The following is a 17,371-nucleotide window of genomic DNA, read 5'->3' as shown; positions in this document are numbered from 1 at the left end:
TCTTCTGGGAGGGAGATTACTGGGTTGGGCCCTTGTCGCCCGGCCTGCCGGGCAGCTGCTCGGCAAACAGTTCGTATTTGCCCTGTTTGTCCGTCGCCACCCACATGCGTTCGCGGATGATGGCGTCTTCGGCCCAGTTGAACATGTTGATCGGCGTGCCGGCCGGAACGTTGGAGAAGCGCTTGTTGATGATCAAGGCACCCGGATATTCCGTCAAACCGATCGTGTAGAGATTTTCGGTATAAAGTTTCTGGTACCGCTTCATCAGTTCCGCCTTTTCGGCATTGTCCTGCGACGCGGTGAACTTGTTCACGACCTCGACCATTTCAGCCTCGAAAGGCATCATGTCGACCGGCTTTCCTTCCGGCGCGCGGTGGTTCCAGCTGGTGCGCGGGCCAACCGGCGCCAGTTGCTCTGTATTCTGCACCACCGAAAACAGTTCGGTGCTGTTGCGGCGAACCGCCCAGTCGAACTGTCCGCCGTAATGTTTGGCGTCACGCTGGTTGGAATCGAGTGCGTTCAAAACGATGCGGATGCCGAGCTTGGCCATCTGGCCCACCAGCCCTTCGGCAAGGCTCTTGTCGGTCGCGTATCCATTGTTGACGAGCACGACGATCTCGACATTCTTGCCGCCCGCCGTGCCGGCCGGGAAATTGACGAAACCGTCATTGTCGGTATCGACCAACCCGATCGTCTTCAGCGCCGCCTTGGCCTCCTCCAGATTGAAGGGGTAATAGACGGTAGATGCGCGGTCATAAAAACTCGTGCCGGAGGAAAGCCCGCCCGGATAGATGGCCGTGAACGGTCCCTTGACCAGAGAGTCGCCGACCGCCTTGCGATCAATCGCGGAGGTGATCGCCTTGCGGAATTCCGGGTTGCGGTTGAGTTCGCGGATCGCCTGGCCGCGTTCATCCGGGTTACCCCAGCCATTGGCGGAGAAATTCATCAGCAGATTGTAGCCGGTGAGGCGCGGGCCGAAGGCAAGGCGCGCCGGAGCGTTTTCATCGGCCGCGCGCTTCAGCGAAGCGACAAAGTTCTCCGGCTGCTCGAGATTGGAAAGGTCGCCGGAGCCGGCAACGGCCTGCACGTCACGGTCAGCCCAGGTCGAAAGTTTGTAGTGAAGCTCGTTGATGTAAGGCAGCTGCTGCCCCTTCTCATCGACCTTCCAGTAATAGGGGTTGCGGCGCAGCACGATGATATCGTCGGACCGATAGCTGACCGGCACCCAGGCGCCCATGACCGGCATGTTCATATATTCCGGCGGGAAGGCATTCTTGAACTGGTTGTAGGTGTTGGACGAATATTTCGGATGTTTTGGTTTCAGGAGATGCGACGGTCCCGGGCAGAAGGTCGGATAGGCCATCGTGTAGAGATACTGTTTTGGAAAGGCCGCCTTGAACGTCCACTCCACGGTGTAGTCGTCGATCTTCTTTAGTGTCGTGCCTTCGCCAAATGCTTCAGGTGACGCACCACCGCCGAGCGGCGAAACCTGCGGATCGATGACCGCATCTTCCCAATAAAACATCACGTCATCGGCGTTGAAGGCTTCGCCATCAGACCATTTGGCGCCCTTGACCAGATGCATGGTGAGCTTGTGCCCGTCTTCAGACCAATCCCAGCTCTTGGCGAGATTGGGCAGCGGTTCTGTATCGGCGGCGTTGACCTGAAACAGCGGCGCGGTGCGGGTCAGGCATTCGGACAGTGCGATGTCGATGCCGCCCCAGCCCTGGCTCTGGCCGGCAATATAGTTCCAGCCCTCAGGGCGTCCGCCGACCACATGGCGCATCGTATCGCCATAGACGCCGACGCCATCCGGCATGTTGCCGGTCTTGTAGACCAGCGGCTCTTCCGGAAGGCGGTCCTTCAGCGGCGGCAGCTTGCCGGTCTTTTCGAACTTTTCCGCCACCCAATCCGGCTGGCTGTATTGCGGCAGCGCCTTGAATTCGAGAATGGAATCGCGCGGCACATAGGTAACCTTGCCTTCCGCCGGAAATTTCGGCGGTTCCGGCGGCGTGGTCGGTTCGTACGCGTTGGCGCTCACGGCAATCAAAGAAACGCCGAGGCTGAGCACGGCAATGGTCGAAATTCTGGTCTGAAACGGCATCGTCATTCCTCCCTGACGGCAGTCGGCCTGCCTTGCCTTCATGGCGATGAGGCCGTGCCCCGCTCCTCCGGGTCACGGCCTTTAGAAAACCTAGCCTGCTTTTTTCATTGCAGCCTTTTCTGCACGAAGCTCTTCGATGGAGCGGACATTGCGGCGCGCCGCGCCCTGCCAGTCGCGTGTCTTGACCTTGGAATGCGCCAGCCGTTCCTTGGCTGCCGGTATGGCATCGGCATATTGCGGCAGCCAGCGCGCCTGCGCCACCACCATTTCGTCCACCATCTGCCAGACCTCTTCCGGCGTGGCGACGGCGCCGACCAGCGGATCGTGCAGCACGGCCAGCTTCAACAGATCAATGTCGCCGCTGATGGCGGCATGCACGGACATGCGCTGGACGTTGATCGACGCCATGCAGGTGGCAGCACAGGCTTCGGGGATTGTGATACCCGAGACCATGTTGATGCCGAAACGATCAACAAAACCGGGGGATTCGATGATGGCGTCGGACGGAAGATTGGTGATGACGCCATTGTTCTTGACGTTGAAATGGCCGCGATAGACACGTCCCGTTTCCAGCGCCTCGAGAATATGGCTTGCATGTTCGTTGGACCGTTTTGCGGGATCGATCGGCTTTTTCGCCTGTTCGAGGAACTGCGGAAACTCGGTTTCGAACCAGTTGCGCGTTTCCGTCGAGTGGCGCAGGTAACCGCCGGTCTCGCCGTGAATCCAGTCCGACATGTCGATCCAGCGGGAAATTTCCTCCGGCCGCTTGCGATACCAGGGCAGGTATTCCGACAGGTGACCGTTGCTCTCCGTCGAATAGACGCCAAAGCGTTTCAGCACATCGATGCGCAGCTTTTCCTGCTGCGAGAACACCGGATGCGCCTCGAAGGCGGCAACCAGTTCGTCCTTGCCGATCTTGCGGCCATTCAGCTTCAGTTCGGTGAACCATGTCTGGTGGTTGATACCGGAGCAGATGTAGTCGAGTTCATCGAGCGATTTGGCGCCCAGCACCTCGGCGATCTGTTCGGCGCCATGCTGCACGCCGTGGCAGAGACCGACCGTATCAACCTTGCCGTATTCGATCGCCGCCCAGGTGTTCATGGCCATCGGGTTGGCATAGTTCAGGAATTTTGCACCCGGCTCGGCGACCTCGCGGATATCTTTGCAGAAATCGAGAATGACCGGGATGTTGCGCTGACCATAGAGAATGCCGCCGGCGCAGATCGTGTCACCCACGCACTGATCGATGCCGTATTTCAGCGGAATGGCGATGTCGTCGGCATAGGCTTCCAGCCCGCCGACCCGCACGCAGCTGATGATGTAGCGCGCGCCTTCCAGTGCGCGCCGACGGTCGGTCGTCGCCGTCACTCTGGCGGGAAGCTTGTTCGCCTCGATGATGGTTTCGAGGATCTCGCGGATCATGCCCAGATTGCGTTCGCTGAGATCGGTCAGCGAAAATTCCACGTCCTGAAATTCCGGCACGCAGAGAATGTCGGTGAACAGCTTTTTGGTGAAACCAACACTTCCCGCGCCAATGATAGCTATTTTGAAACCCACGAGTCCATTCCTCCTTGTGACCTCAAGGGCTCAGGTGACGCAAGCACGACGAAATAACGTCGTCTGATTTCGACGGATAAAATACAGGTAAGTAGCTGTATTTCGCCGAAATCGCTTCCGCGCCTCTCCCTCCAACTTCTCCTCGGATTGCGATTATGCGTATAATCAAGAACCAGGCCAGAGAAGGATTATGCTATCGTGGGTAATTTTGTGCTCAAAAATTTGATAGACCGCGGCCCGGCCAGTCGCTCCGTCACGCTGCCACGCGGACGCCAAACATTGCACACGATGCCGACCAGCAGCGGTTACGAGGTAAGGCGCGACATCGCCTATGACTGGGACGGGCGCCGCCGTGGCCAGGCGCCCTTCACCGTGTTGCAGCACTGCATTAGCGGACGCGGCAATCTGCGTTATGAAAACCGCAGCATGCAGGTCAAACCCGGCTAAACGTTGCTGCTGATGATTCCGCACAATCATCGCTACTGGCTGGAGCCGGGCGACGAGTGGGAGTTTTTCTGGATCTCCATGAACGGCGAGGAGGCGCTGCGCATCCACCGCTCGATCCTGTCGATCACCGGGCCGATCCTGCATCTGCAGTCGCAGACGATCGATCATCTTGCCCATTGCTGCCACCGTCTGGTCAATGGCGGCGAGACGCCGGGCCTCGCCTCAGCCATTGCCTACGAGGCGGCGATGACGCTTTACGACGACGTCTTTGGCTCGCATCCGAATTTCGGCCAGGAATACCGGACCATGCAGCATGTGCTCAGCCATATCGAAAGCCATCTCGACGAACGGCTTTCGGTGAGCGATCTGGCGCAGGTTGCCGGCCTCAGCCGAGCCCATTTTTCCCGTATATTTGCCGCCAACGAGGGCTTGCCGCCTGCCGAATTCGTACTTCAGCGACGCCTGCGCCGCGCCGCTAAACTCCTGACAAAAGCCGCCGACATGCCAATCAAGGAGGTTGCGGCGCTGTGCGGATTTGAGGACCCCAACTATTTTTCAAAAGTGTTCAGACGACTCTACGACATTAATCCCAGCGACTTCAGAACGACAGGCATGTATGCCAGCGTCTCAGATCGCAAGCGAACCAGGATCATCCCGTCGAATGGCAGTTCATCATAAGGGCAGAGATCGTACAGCCAACTGGTATGACATCAACCGCTTGCAGGTCTTGAGTGGACTCGAACCTCCGACCCGCAGTCTCAGAGGTTTCTCTAGCTCGATTGATCAGTCTTGAAGAAAACTGGGAGATCTACCGGGACGTTCAAAGGTTCGAAATGCCGCATATTCTCGGTAATTACCGTCAGATCGTATGCTCGAGCTGTCGCAGCAATGATGATATCGCGAAGGCCCGGGTTCTGCCCTTTCCCTTTGGCTTCATCTTCCATAGATCCAGCGATGCGAGCGACAACAGTATCCATCGGCAAGATACGATCATCAAAGGTGCCAGTAATAAAATCCAGCCAGAGTGAAAGCCTCCTCGCCCTTTCAAAACCACCACGGCGATGAAGTGATCGAAGACCCCTCTCAATCTCAGTTACTGTCATTGCGGACAAGAACAGCGCGTCCGCCATGCCTTGTTGGTGAAACCAATCGCGAACTTCAGCTGAGGGAGAGACCTTATCAGGCGCAAATTTGCTTATGATGTTCGTATCGAGCAGATAACCGTTCACAGATCTACATCGCGCATTTTGGAATGATCACGTTCGAGATCTGCTCCACCCGGAAAGGTCAACAAGAAATCACCAAAGTTTGCACGGGGCCTCTTCAGTGCTTTCTTCGCGAGCTCTGCGGCTTCCACACTCACGATCACAGCAGCGGGTTTTCCGTGCCTCGTGATCGTAACAAATTCACCCTTCGCCGCTTCATCCACGAGGCCAGCGAATCTGGCTTTTGCCTCGGCAACACTGATGCTTGACATCTGACCTCCAGAACAATGACCACATACCGAGATAATCAATATGCGAGAAACCTGCACGGCTGAATCAAAGTTCGCATTTAAGCTCTTGAGCGGATATGAACCTGCGACCCGCATTATTGAATGTTGATATACTGAGAATGCCTTACCTTCACCTTCAGCGCCTCAATTACCGGACTGGGTTCGAACATTTTCTCCGACTGCACGAAGGGATGAGCCGTTCGCCACGGCTCAGGAGACCAGTTTTCCGCTGAACACGCTGACCTTGCTGCGTTGAACCAGACGATGCCTAGCATTCAAGCAGACAGAACGGCCGGTCAGCCGGCGCGCTTTTGAAACGTTCCGATCTGAACGGGACGATGCGGATCCGCCGACCATGCCGACCATGAGCCAGGATACAGGGCGGCGGGACGGCCCAGGGCAGCGAGGGCGGCAATTTGGTACGCAGCGGAGACACCACTGCCGCAATAGACACCGATTTCCGCCCGATCACCAAAATCGTCACTCAGTGTTGCCCGTAGATCGTCGTGCGGCAAAAGCCGTCTATCAGTTGCTCGACTTCTCGACGCAGAGGCGTTGATAGCGCCGGGAATATGGCCACGCGCAAACACGTCTTCTGTTCGGGCATCAAAGAGCTTGTTCTTGCCCGCCAGACGGAAGGCGCCGTCGGCGTCGAGAACCGGGAGATGGCCGGTCGTCAGAACAATGTCGCCTTGCGCCGGCGGCGCGGGATGTTGCCGGCTGACAGGCAGGCCAAGCAGCGTCCACGCCGCCAGACCGCCGTCAAGGATGTGGACATGCCGGGCACCCGCCCATGTGAGCGTCCACCACGCGCGTGCCGCCGCAAACCCGCTGCCGTTGTCGTAAGTAACCACGATCGTGTCGTCGTTCAGGCCCCAGCGCCGCGCCGCCTGCTGCAGGTCCGCCACGGCCGGAAGTGGGCGCGCACCCTGCGTGCCGCCACCCGGCCCCGCCAGCTCACTGGCCAGAACGACATCGATCGCGCCCTCAATCCGCAGTGGCTTGTCGTCCTGCGCATCGCTGACGACGGCGAGGATGACGACCGGCCGATCGGCCTGCTGCAGGGATGCGAGGTCTTCTGCACTGATAAACGGGTTTGCGCCCTTAAGCTCGGTCATATCGGCTCTTCATGCCACCTTGCTGCTGGTTGCCGCATTTTTCGAGACAAACCTGTTTTCCGGCCGTGTCAGGCCAAGATGATCGCGGAACGTGCTGCCGGAATAATCACTGCGATAGAACCCGCGCTTTTGCAGTTCCGGCACAACGAGTTCCACGAAGGCCTCAACGGATTCCGGCACATAGGGCGGAAAGATGTTAAAACCGTCGGCCGCCTTTTCACGGAACCATAACTCGATGAAATCGGCGACCTCCGTCGGATTTCCAACCACGACGGCGCCCGACAAGATGGTCGTGTAGATCAGGTCCTTGAACAGAAGCGGCGATGGCCCTTCCGGCGTGCGGCGTGTCCGGCGTGTCGCCTCGGCGATCAGCGCCTGCCCTTCCGGCGAGGCCTGCTCGGCCACCTGCCGCGGCACGGCGGCGTCATGATCGCTGCCCCGCACGTCGACGCCGAGTATGCCGGAGACGCGCGTCAGGTTGCGAAGCGCGTTGCGTCCCAGTCCACCGAATCGCACTTCCTCACCGTCATTGTCCTCCTTGTCGAGCACCAGAAAGCCGTTGAGCCTGTCGTAAATGGCCACGGCCTCTTCTGTCGTCGGTGCCACGATCGGCGTCAGGCCGGGCAGGATGGAGAAATCGAGTTCGTCGCGGCCGTATGCCACCGCCCTCGCCTTCATGTCGGCATAATAGGCCTTGGCGGCCTCGATCGTGCCCTGGCCGGCGAAAATAACATCGGCATCGCGCGCGCCGAGCTGCCGCGAACGCTCCGATGTGCCGGCATGTAGAATGACCGGATGCCCCTGCACGGGACGTGCGACATTCAACGGGCCTTCGACCGCAAAGTTCTGGCCCTTGTGACTGAGCTTATGGACCTTGGCCGGGTCCACATAGGTTCCCTTGAGCGGATCGCACACGAAGGCGTCATCCTCGAACGTATCCCACAATCCCTTGACCACATCGACGAATTCATCGGCCCAGTCATAGCGTTTTTCGGTTTCCCAATGGGTATCGCGGCTGAAATTGGCTGCCGCGATGGCGTCGGCGCCGGTGACGATGTTCCAGGATGCGCGTCCCTTGCTCAGATGATCGAGCGAGGCGAACATCCGGGCGACGGTGAACGGGTCGTAATAGGTGGGATTGGCCGTCACCACGATGCCGATATGGGAGGTTGCAGCCGCAAGGCTCGCTCCCGAGACGAAAGGTTCGAGACGCGACATCTGCGCCGGATTGGTCGTCTGCAACTGCGGATCGGTGGCAAGCCGGTCGCCAAGGAAAAGAAAATCGAATTTCGCTTTTTCCGCCAGTTGCGTCACATATTGCAGGAACTCGATATCGAAGGCGGCATCGGCCCTCGAAGACGGCATGCGCCAACCGGCCGGATGGGTGCCGCCGGCCCAGAACATCAGGCCAAAATGCAGTTCTCTCTGCTTTTTCGGTGTTTTGGTCATCGTGAAGAACCCCGTTTCATGCAGCGAATTGATTGACTGGACGCTCGAGACCGAAACGATCGCGCAGCGTTGCACCCTCGTATTCGGTGCGGAAGAGGCCGCGCTTTTGCAGCTCCGGCACGACCAGCTCGACGAAAAGATCCAGTTGCTCGTAGACATAGGCGGACTGCACGTTGAACCCGTCGCAGGCCCCGGCCTTGAACCAGCTTTCGAAATAATCGGCGATATCCTGCGCACTGCCGACGACGACATGGCCGCCGACGATGTAGCTGTGCAGAAGGTCGCGCCAGCTGACCTGACCGATCCCGCGGCCGGTTCGGCGCTCGGTTTCGGTGAGAAGCCTTGCACCGGCGTGTTTGAATGCGCTCGCACGCTCCAGATCGACCAGATCGTCGAGGCCGACATGCAACAGAGACACGCCGACCCGCTGCGACAGGGCACCGAGATTGCGGTGACCGGCACCAACGGCCTCGCCGCGGATCTCGGCCACCTTGGCATCAAGGCTCCAATAGGACGGTTCACGTCCGCCGAACCGTATATCCTCGTCGAGGATGATCAGCGCGTTCAACTGGTCATAAATCTGCCGCGCCGCCTGGCGTGTTCTGCCGACGAGCGGCGTGATCCCCGGCAGGATCTTGATCTGGCCGTCCGGCCGCCCTCTTTCCCGGGCGCGGCGGCGCATATCGTTGGCGTAGGCGACACCGTCCTCCAGTGTCGCTGAAGCGGCAAAGATCACATCGGCCTCGCCCGCGCCAAAATTCCTCGACCGTTCCGACGTGCCCGCATGAAGAATGACCGGATGCCCCTGCGGCGCACGCGCGACGTTGAGCGGCCCCTTTACGCTGAATGTCTTGCCGACATGGTTGAGCGGATGGATCTTTTCCCCATCGACAAAATCGCCCGTATGCTTGTCGCGGATAAACGCATCGTCTTCCCAACTGTCCCACAGCTTTCGCACGATGCCGATGAATTCGTCGGCGCGATCGTAACGGTAGTCGGGATCGCCGTGTTCGCTGCGGCTGTAGTTCTGCGCTGCGCGCCCATCCGCGCCGGTGACGATGTTCCACGAAGCCCGGCCATGCGTGACATGATCGAGGGAGGAAACCAGACGCGCGAGATTGAAGGGTTCGTAATAGGTGGGGTTGGCGGTGACGACGATGCCGATCTCGCTCGTTTTGGTCGCCAGATAGGAGGCAGCCGTAAACGGCTCGAAACGCGCCAGCACGGATGTATTGGTGAGTTCGTAATTCAGCCCGGTCGCCAACCGGTCGCCGAAAAAGAAGAAGTCGAACTTTGCCGCTTCGGCAGTTTTGGCCAGCCGGACGATGTGGTCCGGCTCGAATGCGCCTTCATGCGCCGCGCCCGGATAACGCCAACCTGCCGGATGCGTGCCATTGGCCCAATACATGTAGCCGAGGTGCAACTGCCGGTGTTTGCCGTCACTGGTCGTTTGGTTCTGTGCCTCAAGGGCCATGGTCATCTCTCCATCAAACCGGCGCGTTCGCGGCACGGCTCTGGTTCTCGACCGCATGCAGCGTGTCGTAAATTTTCGATTCCAGTTTGAGCAGGTCGAGATCGCCGCGCCGGCGCGGGCGCGGCAGATCGACGTCGAAGATCGTGTGCACCCGACCGGGCCGCGGCGAAAACAGCACGATACGATCGGCCAGAAACGCCGCCTCGCCGACATCATGCGTCACGAACACGATGGTGCGCCGGTTTTCCTGCCAGAGGCCTGTCAGTTCTTCCTGCAGCTTGATGCGGGTGATGTGATCGACGGCGCCGAACGGCTCGTCCATCAGCAGCACTTCCGGTTCTGTCGAAAGGGCACGTGCGATACCGGCCCTCTGACGCATGCCGCCGGAAAGCTGATGCGGATATTTTTCGCCAAAGCCGGTCAGGCCCACCTTGTCGAGATAATGCCGCGCCGTATTGCCCCGTTCCGCCTTGCCGATCCCGGACAGTTCCAGCCCGAACGCGACATTGTCCTCGATGGTGGACCAGGGCAGTAGCGATGCATCCTGAAACACGACGCCCAGCGAGTGATGCGGCCCCTCGATGGGCCGGCCGTGGAAGGAGACCTGCCCGTCACTGGGCTGCTGCAAACCGGACAGCAGCTCCAGCAACGTGCTTTTGCCGCAGCCACTCGGGCCGAGGAAGACGATGAATTCGCCTTGTTCGATGCTCAGCGAGATATCCTGCAGCGCCACGACGGGCGGGCTGCCGGGATAGACCTTGTCGACGGAAGAGATCTGAAACAGCGTCATCGGTATCAGCCTCAGTTCGAAGTGCCGCCCGACCGCGCCGGATAAGAAAACGGCTTTACGTATTCCTTGGGGATGAAACGTTCGTCGATGAACTTTTCCGCGTCATAGGGTTCTTTCTGGTTGCCCAGCGCGATCTCGACAGCCTGCGTATCGGCGATCGCCTTGCGGTCGATGGCCGGATTGCTGTCCCAGATATCGTCTTCTTGGCGGATCGCGTTGGCGACGGCCTGCGGGTTCAGATGCAGCTGTTTCTGCAGCCAGGGAATGTATTCGCCGTAATTGGCCTTGGCGTAGGTATAGGAACGGAAATAGGCGCGTAGACCGCGCTGCAGCAGGTCCGGATCGTTGGCAATGACATCGTTGCCGGCGATCAGCACGCCGGTGTGATAGGTGGGCAGGTAATCCCAGCCCCTCGCCAGCGTCTTGCCTTCGCCTTCCAGCTCGGCCATGGCCGGGAAAGGCTGGTGGATGATCGTTGCATCGACCTGGCCCGAAATCAGCGCGCCATAAGCCTGCTGATAGGTCCCGGCGGCAAACAGCGTAACATCCTTGGCAGGGTCAATGCCGTTCTCACGCAGGATCACCTTCAGATAGGCGTCCATGTTCGATCCCTCGGTGGCATTGCCGATCGTCTTGCCTTTCAGGTCGGCGAAATCCTTTACATTCTTGCCGGCCAGCAGGAAGAACGGCCCCTTGCTGCGAAAGGCGGACGACACGATCTTGATCGGTGAGCCCAGCGCCGCAGCCCGCAGATACTGGCTGGTCGGCCCGAAGGCGAAGGTCAGTTCACCGGTGGCGACACCGGTTGGAATATCCGAGACGTCGGTGAATTGCACATCCAGGCCTTCTTCCGCGAAAAAGCCCTTTTCCACGCCGAAGCGGATCGGCTGCTGCGTATAGGCGGTGCTTTCCGCAAGCGTCAGTGTCTTTTTTTCAGGCTGTGTTTGAGCCGTGGCGCCGCTGGCAAAAACCAACCCGGCGAATAGGGCGATCGGCTTGAAGAAATTCATGAAAATTGTCCTGTGGTTTGACGAAATCAGACGTATTTCCAACGGAGAAACACACGCTTCTCCAGAAGGTTGATGAGGGAAACGGTGACCAGCGCGATTGCCGTGATGGTGGCGACAAGAGCAAAAACGCTGGCCGTGTCGTAGACGCCGACGGCGCGGTTGAGCATGTTGCCGAGCCCGGCCTTGGAGGCGACGATTTCAGCAAACAGCGCCGCCACCAGGCACATGGCCGCCTCCAGCCGAACGGCCGCCATGATGGATGGAACCGCCGATGGCAGGATGATCTTGGTGACGATCTGCAGGCGGCTGGCGCCGAAGGCGCGCGCCACCTTCAGGTGTTTTTCATCGACCTGGCGAATGCCGGCAATCGTGTTGAAGACGAAGATGAAATAGCCGAACAGAAAAACGATGAAGACCTTGTGGGAAAAACCGATGCCCAGATAGAGCGTCAGAAGCGGGATGATCGTCACCTTGGGAATGGCCATCATGGCGACAAGGAAAGGCCCGAAGAATGTGTTGGCTTTGGCGAACAGGCCCATCGCGACGCCTGTCGCGACACCGAGCGTCAGCGCCAGAGCGAACCCCAGCAGCGCTTCCGACAGCGTGATATAGAGATGGTAGAGAAGGTTGTTTTCGAAAAGCAATCTCGGAAATGCGGCGACGATCTGGGTCGGTGATGCGAGATAGATCTGTTTGACCGATCCACTGTCGACGGCATACTGGATCACCAGCAGGATCACGGCAGCAAGCGCGAATTGACCGGCCCGCAACCAACTGAAGAGCGCCCATTGTGGCGATGCGAATCTCCCCGCATTCTGGCTTCGGGCGGACAGCGGTCGGGATGTTTCGAATGCGGATGTCAGTGACATGAAGAGCCGGTTTCCTTGCCTTGACCGGAATTGATCAATGCAAGGCTAGGCGCTCAATATTCTATAAAAAAGGTAGATTTTTCTTTTCATTGGGCGATGAAAGGAAACGCTTTTCCTTCGCCAAGACGGCGCCAACAATCCGAAATCATGCCGATTTCATTTGAGAAAATCCGGTTTCAGGCGTCGCGAAGTGCTGCGAAGACTGGCTCGGGGGTATGGATTGCGATGAGCGCGCTGTGGTCGGCAGGCGGATAAACCGGTGCGTCAGTTCACGTTTCGATATGTTCGGTCACTTTAAATGACTTTCCATCGCGCCCTTCTATCTCCAATTAGGCTGCAGCGATTGTCGTGCCGACCGCGCGACGACCGAGATGTTTGAGAACTGAAGCCATGAAAAATCCGATCCCGCTCAAGACCATCACCGAAAATACCGTGTTTCGCAAAGGCGACGTCTTCGTTCTTTTCGGAGAGCTGTTTGGCCGTGGTTATGCGACCGGGCTTGTCGAGCAGGCACGCAAAGCCGGTTTGCGGATCGTGGGAATTACCGTTGGACGGCGCGACGAGAACAATTGCCTGCGCCCGCTGACGGCCGAAGAGCTTTCCGAAGCCGAGCAGCGGCTGGGCGGCGAGATCATCAATATCCCGCTGATGGCCGGTTTCGATCTCGATGCCCCCGAGGGTGGCCCTACCCCGACAGACCTTCTGGCTGGCATGACGCTCGAAAGCTGGGAACGGGAGAAGCTGGACTGGGCATATATCGAACAGTGTCAGGCTGTCGCCACGACGCGGTTCAAGGATGCGCTGGCGCAGGTGATGAGTGTGCTTGACGGCATGATCCCTGAAGGCCGCAATGTATTTTTCGCCCATACCATGGCCGGAGGCATACCCAAAGCGAAGGTTTTTCTCGTCGTCGCCAACCGTATCTACAAGGGAACCGGCGCGCGGCACATGTCGTCGCAGGCACTGCTCGACAGCGATATGGGCAAGCTCATCCTGCGCAATTTCGACGAAGTGTCCGCGATCACCTTCCAGCATCTCATCGACGCCAGCGCTGCCATCCGCCAGCGTACCGAAGCCTCGGGTGGCCAGATTCGCTATACGGCATACGGCTACCACGGAACGGGCATCTTGATCGGTGGCGAATATCGCTGGCAGACCTATACGAACTACACGCAGGGCTATGCCAAGATGCGTCTGGAAGGCATTGCGGAAAATGCCTGGGCAAAGGGCATAAAGGCGACCGTCTATAACTGTCCCGAGATCCGGACCAATTCCTCGGATGTGTTCACCGGCATCGAGCTGCCGCTTATCCCTCTCCTGCTCGCCTTGAAAAAAGAAAACGGCGGCCAATGGGCAGACGAGCAGTGGCGCGCCTGCAAGGCCCTGCTGCAGGACGGCTTTACGCTGGAAGACGTTATCCGCAAAATCGGCGATCTGCAGGCGAACGAAGCCATGGTGCCATTTTATGACTTCTCCGCATGGCCCATGCCCAACAGTCAGCCGCAGGCCGATCTGACCATCGGAACCTCCATCGAAATCACGGCGATGCACCGCAGCGGCAAGCTGCTCATCAGCGATCTGCTCAGCACATTTGTCGTCGAAGCGACGGGGGAGTTGATCTTCGGCGCGTCATCATCGCCGGTTGGACCTGTGCAGTGGCTAAACCATGACGTCGTGGCCCGTCGCCTCAATGCTTCCCATGACGCCTCCAACACCATCTCATTGCCGACGGCAGAGCAGGGATCGGCTTCCCACGAAATCGCAACCCCGGACATGGTGCCGACGCAGGCTCAGCGCAGCCTCGTTCAATAGGTCGCATTTTGGCAGGTTGGACGTCAAAGGCGCTAGCGATTAACCGCCGCTAGCGCAAAGAGCGGCCGTCGGTCCGCAAGCGCCTCTCCATTGTCCTGAATAAAAAAGGCCGGGCGCAAAAATGCCCGGCCAGGTTACCTCCGGTTGGCGTGGAGGCTTATTTCGAAGGCCGGATGTTCATGGCGAGCGTGTCTTCATCCGAGCGCGGCACGATTGTGATCGCCTTCTTCATGCCCCATGCCGAAACGATCGAGGCGATCGACAGGTTGGGACGATCGGATGCGACCAGCGCATTGGCATCTTTCAGATACTGTTCGCGTTTGCCCGCATCCATCTCGACACCGGCGGCCTCGATCAGCTTGTCCATTTCCGGGTTGGAATAACCACGGATGTTGAAGGCGCCGAGCTTCTTGGCCGGATCGTTGCTGTGCACCAGTGACGAGAGGGTGTAGTTGGATTCACCCGTCAGCGTGCCCCAGCCGGACATGGTCAGCGAATAATCGCCGCGTGTATTGGCCGGGAAATAGACGGCGCCGGGCTGGGCATTGGCTTCCACCTGAATGCCGATTGCGGTCAGCATCTGGGCGATCGTCGTGCCGGTATCCTTGTCGCCCGGCAGTCGGTCGTTGGTAAAGGAGAAGGTGACCTTGAAACCGTTGGGATAACCGGCTTCTGCCAAGAGTTTTTTGGCCTTCTCGACATCCGATATCGTCGATTTCACATCCGGATTGTACCCAAAGATGTTCGGCGTCACGAGCTGCGACTGGACAGTGCCCATGCCTTCCATGGCGATCTCGGTGATCGTTTCGCGATCGATGGCGAGATCGAAGGCTTCGCGCACCCGCGGATCGATGAAGGGGTTTTTGGGCAGTGGCGAGCCGTCCTTGGCGCTGACCTGCGGCGACTTCTCGCGGAAATCGAAAGCCATGTTGAACAGGTAGACGCTGTCCTGGCGCACGATGGTGAGCTTCGCATCCGTCTCCAGCGTCGGCACGTCTGACGCGGGGATGCGGGCGATCAGATCGACCTGGCCGGCTTTCAGCTGGGCGACGCGGGCAGCATCGTTGGGGATTTCCTTGCGGATCACCTTGTCCCACGGCTCCTTGCCGCCCCAGTAGCCGTCGAAGCGCTCAAGAACGAGCTGTTCCTTCGGCGTCCACGAGACGAATTTATAGGGGCCGGTGCCGATCGCCGCCTTGCCGGAGTTAAAACCTTCAGACGCTTTCTCCGCACTGTCGGAATAATCCTTGGCGGCGGTGTGCGAGACGACGAACAGGCGGATAAAATCATTCGGCAGGTTCGGCGCCGGGCCGTCGGTCTGGATGCGGATGGTCAGCGGATCGACGATCTCGATACCCTTGACGCGGCGGACATAGATGGTGGTGGGGTTGGGGCCGGCGACTTTCGGAATGCGCTCGATAGAGAATTTCACGTCCTCGGCGGTGAAATCGGAGCCGTCATGGAATTTGACGCCGGGGCGCAGCTTGAATTCCCACGTCGTATCATCGACCGCCGTCCAGCTGGTGGCGAGACCGGGCTCGAGTTCGAGATTGTTGCCGGACTTCACCAGCGAATCGTAGATATGTTTCATCGCCTCGGCATGGGTGCCGGCGGCGGTGAAATCGGGATCGATCGACAGCGGGCCGGCACGCACCCCGATGGTGAGGTCGGCGGCAAGTGCCGCCGTCGATACGCCACCGAGCAGCAGGGTCGCAAGCACGGCGATGCGGAATGTCCTTGAAATCGTCATTCTTCGTTCTCCTCTATGTTTGTCATGGGCGGCCAGTTGGGGGAATCCACGACGACCTTGGCCAGCAGTTCCGACAGCATCAGCTGTTCGGCCGGCGTCAGCGACGAGACCATGGCCTTCTCGCGTTCCACCATCGGCTGCATGGCCTGATCGACGATGCGTCTGCCCTCATCGGTGATGTAGAGGACAAAACTTCTCAGGTCCGCCTGGTCGACCTCGCGGCGGATGATGTTCTTGTCGATCAGCTTCTGGATCGCCCGACTGATCGTGTTTTTCGGGAAACCCGAGGAACTGCAGATGGCACTCGCCGTCAGCCCGTCCGACAGTCCGAGCGAATAAAGCACCACGAATTCCGGACGCGGAATTCCGTGCTCTTTCTCGATCAGCCGATAGATCGGCTCGTTGAACTGCAGCGCCAGAAAATTGAAGCGGAAAGACAGCCAGCACGGGTTTTGCCAAAGCTTGACGGCAACCAGATCCTCGACGCCATGTTTGCCGGCGGCGGCTTTTCCGCCCTCCCGCAAGAGTGTCTCCAATATCGGTCCACGTGTCTGCCGCACTTCAATTTCGCCCTATATCGCCTTGATATTTAGTCCCGTATGGAACTTGACGCGCCATTAATTGGCTGTCAATTTCTTTTTTTAGTCCCGTATGGAACTTTGCTGCATGCAACGCAAACGGTCAAAAAGCACAAATATTGTGCGCAGAGACGGGAAACAGAACAATCTTTGCGCAATGCGACGAAGACTGAGAATGAGGAGAGCGAATTGAAGATCGCCGACATGAACTGGATGCAGGTGGAAGAGCGGGTGGCGCAGGATGATCGCTGCATTTTGCCCGTCGGCAGCGTCGAACAACATGCCTATCTGAGCCTCGCGACCGACATGATCCTTGCCGAAAAGGTGTCTGCCGATGCCGCGCAACCGCTCGGCATTCCTGTTTTCCCCGTCGTGTCTTACGGCCTCGCCTCGTCCTTCGCTGCCTATCCCGGCACGCTGACACTATCGCTTTCCACCTATATCGGTGTCATCCGCGATCTGCTCGACAGCATCTACCGCTCCGGCTTCCGCCGTATCCTCGTGGTCAACGGGCATGGCGGCAATATGCCGGCGACGGTGGTGATTTCGGAATGGCTGAACGACCACCCGGACGCATCGGTCAAATTCCACGATTGGTGGCGGGCTCCCAAAACGCTGGCCAAGGTGATGGAGATCGATCCGGCCGCCTCCCACGCTTCGTGGATGGAAAACTTTCCCTGGACGCGCACCACCGATCCGCGTCAGCCGGCGGCCTCCAAGCCAAGGATCGATTTCGCGGCGCTGGCACGTGTCGGCGCGGCACAGAAACGCGAACTGCTGGGCGACGGCAATTATCACGGCCTCTACCTGCGACCGGACGAGGACATGCTGGCGATCTGGGACGTGGCGGTGGCCGAAACACGGGCGCTTCTGGAAGACGACTGGCACTGAACCGCACCGATCACCGCACACGCCCCA

Annotated in this window: 14 protein-coding genes and 1 pseudogene; 3 read left to right on the top strand and 12 right to left on the bottom strand. The window is 58.9% G+C overall.

Annotated elements, in window-relative coordinates; all coding sequences use genetic code 11:
* Nucleotides 1-16: 16 nt before the first annotated feature.
* Together EDF70_RS22235 and EDF70_RS22230 are read right to left on the bottom strand one after the other, a co-directional pair.
* Entirely contained in the window at nt 17-2,104 is a 2,088-nt protein-coding gene (locus EDF70_RS22235; protein ID WP_132278011.1) for an ABC transporter substrate-binding protein, read from the bottom strand.
* Between the two features lie 90 nt (nt 2,105-2,194).
* A complete protein-coding gene (locus EDF70_RS22230; RefSeq protein WP_132278009.1) occupies nt 2,195-3,661 on the bottom strand; it encodes an alpha-glucosidase/alpha-galactosidase in 1,467 nt (488 codons plus the stop codon).
* Between the two features lie 198 nt (nt 3,662-3,859).
* Between EDF70_RS22230 and EDF70_RS22225 the strand changes: the two are divergent.
* Nucleotides 3,860-4,786, top strand: a pseudogene (locus EDF70_RS22225) (AraC family transcriptional regulator).
* Between the two features lie 92 nt (nt 4,787-4,878).
* On the opposite strand, the gene EDF70_RS22220 reads toward EDF70_RS22225, so the two are convergent.
* The 8 genes from EDF70_RS22220 to EDF70_RS22185 all read right to left on the bottom strand — a co-directional run bounded on the left by EDF70_RS22220 (nt 4,879) and on the right by EDF70_RS22185 (nt 12,313).
* Nucleotides 4,879-5,337 carry a type II toxin-antitoxin system VapC family toxin gene (locus EDF70_RS22220; RefSeq protein ID WP_132278007.1) on the bottom strand — a complete coding sequence of 153 codons (459 nt, stop codon included), beginning with the start codon at nt 5,335-5,337 and terminating at the stop codon, nt 4,879-4,881.
* Nucleotides 5,334-5,585, bottom strand: coding sequence for a type II toxin-antitoxin system Phd/YefM family antitoxin (locus EDF70_RS22215; RefSeq protein ID WP_132278005.1), 252 nt, complete (start codon nt 5,583-5,585; stop codon nt 5,334-5,336). Before EDF70_RS22215 ends, EDF70_RS22220 begins: the two co-directional genes overlap by 4 nt.
* Before the next feature lie 314 nt (nt 5,586-5,899).
* Nucleotides 5,900-6,721: a rhodanese-like domain-containing protein gene (locus EDF70_RS22210; protein WP_132278003.1), complete on the bottom strand. Its 822-nt coding sequence runs from the start codon at nt 6,719-6,721 to the stop codon at nt 5,900-5,902.
* Between the two features lie 9 nt (nt 6,722-6,730).
* A complete protein-coding gene (locus EDF70_RS22205; RefSeq protein ID WP_207908290.1) occupies nt 6,731-8,170 on the bottom strand; it encodes an NtaA/DmoA family FMN-dependent monooxygenase in 1,440 nt (479 codons plus the stop codon).
* Between the two features lie 16 nt (nt 8,171-8,186).
* Nucleotides 8,187-9,644 carry an NtaA/DmoA family FMN-dependent monooxygenase gene (locus tag EDF70_RS22200; RefSeq protein WP_132278001.1) on the bottom strand — a complete coding sequence of 486 codons (1,458 nt, stop codon included), beginning with the start codon at nt 9,642-9,644 and terminating at the stop codon, nt 8,187-8,189.
* Nucleotides 9,645-9,657: 13 nt separating this feature from the next.
* Entirely contained in the window at nt 9,658-10,434 is a 777-nt protein-coding gene (locus tag EDF70_RS22195) for an ABC transporter ATP-binding protein (RefSeq protein ID WP_132277999.1), read from the bottom strand.
* 11 nt (nt 10,435-10,445) lie between these two features.
* The gene (locus EDF70_RS22190) at nt 10,446-11,444 is read right to left on the bottom strand and encodes an ABC transporter substrate-binding protein (RefSeq protein ID WP_132277997.1); all 999 of its coding nucleotides are present in this window, start codon (nt 11,442-11,444) and stop codon (nt 10,446-10,448) included.
* Between the two features lie 26 nt (nt 11,445-11,470).
* Nucleotides 11,471-12,313 carry an ABC transporter permease gene (locus tag EDF70_RS22185; RefSeq protein ID WP_132277995.1) on the bottom strand — a complete coding sequence of 281 codons (843 nt, stop codon included), beginning with the start codon at nt 12,311-12,313 and terminating at the stop codon, nt 11,471-11,473.
* A 390-nt stretch (nt 12,314-12,703) separates the two neighbouring features.
* Here EDF70_RS22185 and EDF70_RS22180 point away from each other — a divergent pair, with 390 nt between their 5' ends.
* Nucleotides 12,704-14,125, top strand: coding sequence for a hypothetical protein (locus EDF70_RS22180; RefSeq protein ID WP_132277993.1), 1,422 nt, complete (start codon nt 12,704-12,706; stop codon nt 14,123-14,125).
* A gap of 157 nt (nt 14,126-14,282) precedes the next feature.
* Here EDF70_RS22180 and EDF70_RS22175 read toward each other — a convergent pair whose 3' ends face one another.
* Together EDF70_RS22175 and EDF70_RS22170 are read right to left on the bottom strand one after the other, a co-directional pair.
* Nucleotides 14,283-15,875: an ABC transporter substrate-binding protein gene (locus EDF70_RS22175; RefSeq protein WP_132277991.1), complete on the bottom strand. Its 1,593-nt coding sequence runs from the start codon at nt 15,873-15,875 to the stop codon at nt 14,283-14,285.
* Complete coding sequence (locus tag EDF70_RS22170) at nt 15,872-16,399, bottom strand: MarR family transcriptional regulator (RefSeq protein WP_245519290.1); 528 nt, start codon at nt 16,397-16,399, stop codon at nt 15,872-15,874. The genes EDF70_RS22175 and EDF70_RS22170 overlap by 4 nt, the downstream gene beginning before the upstream one ends.
* A gap of 243 nt (nt 16,400-16,642) precedes the next feature.
* Between EDF70_RS22170 and EDF70_RS22165 the strand changes: the two genes are divergently transcribed.
* Complete coding sequence (locus tag EDF70_RS22165) at nt 16,643-17,344, top strand: creatininase family protein (protein WP_132277989.1); 702 nt, start codon at nt 16,643-16,645, stop codon at nt 17,342-17,344.
* Nucleotides 17,345-17,371: the final 27 nt, after the last annotated feature.

This window comes from Neorhizobium sp. JUb45 (assembly GCF_004343585.1).
Classification (GTDB): domain Bacteria; phylum Pseudomonadota; class Alphaproteobacteria; order Rhizobiales; family Rhizobiaceae; genus Neorhizobium.
The sequence above is the reverse complement of the archived record's forward strand: the minus strand, read 5'-3'. Positions and strand labels throughout refer to the sequence as shown.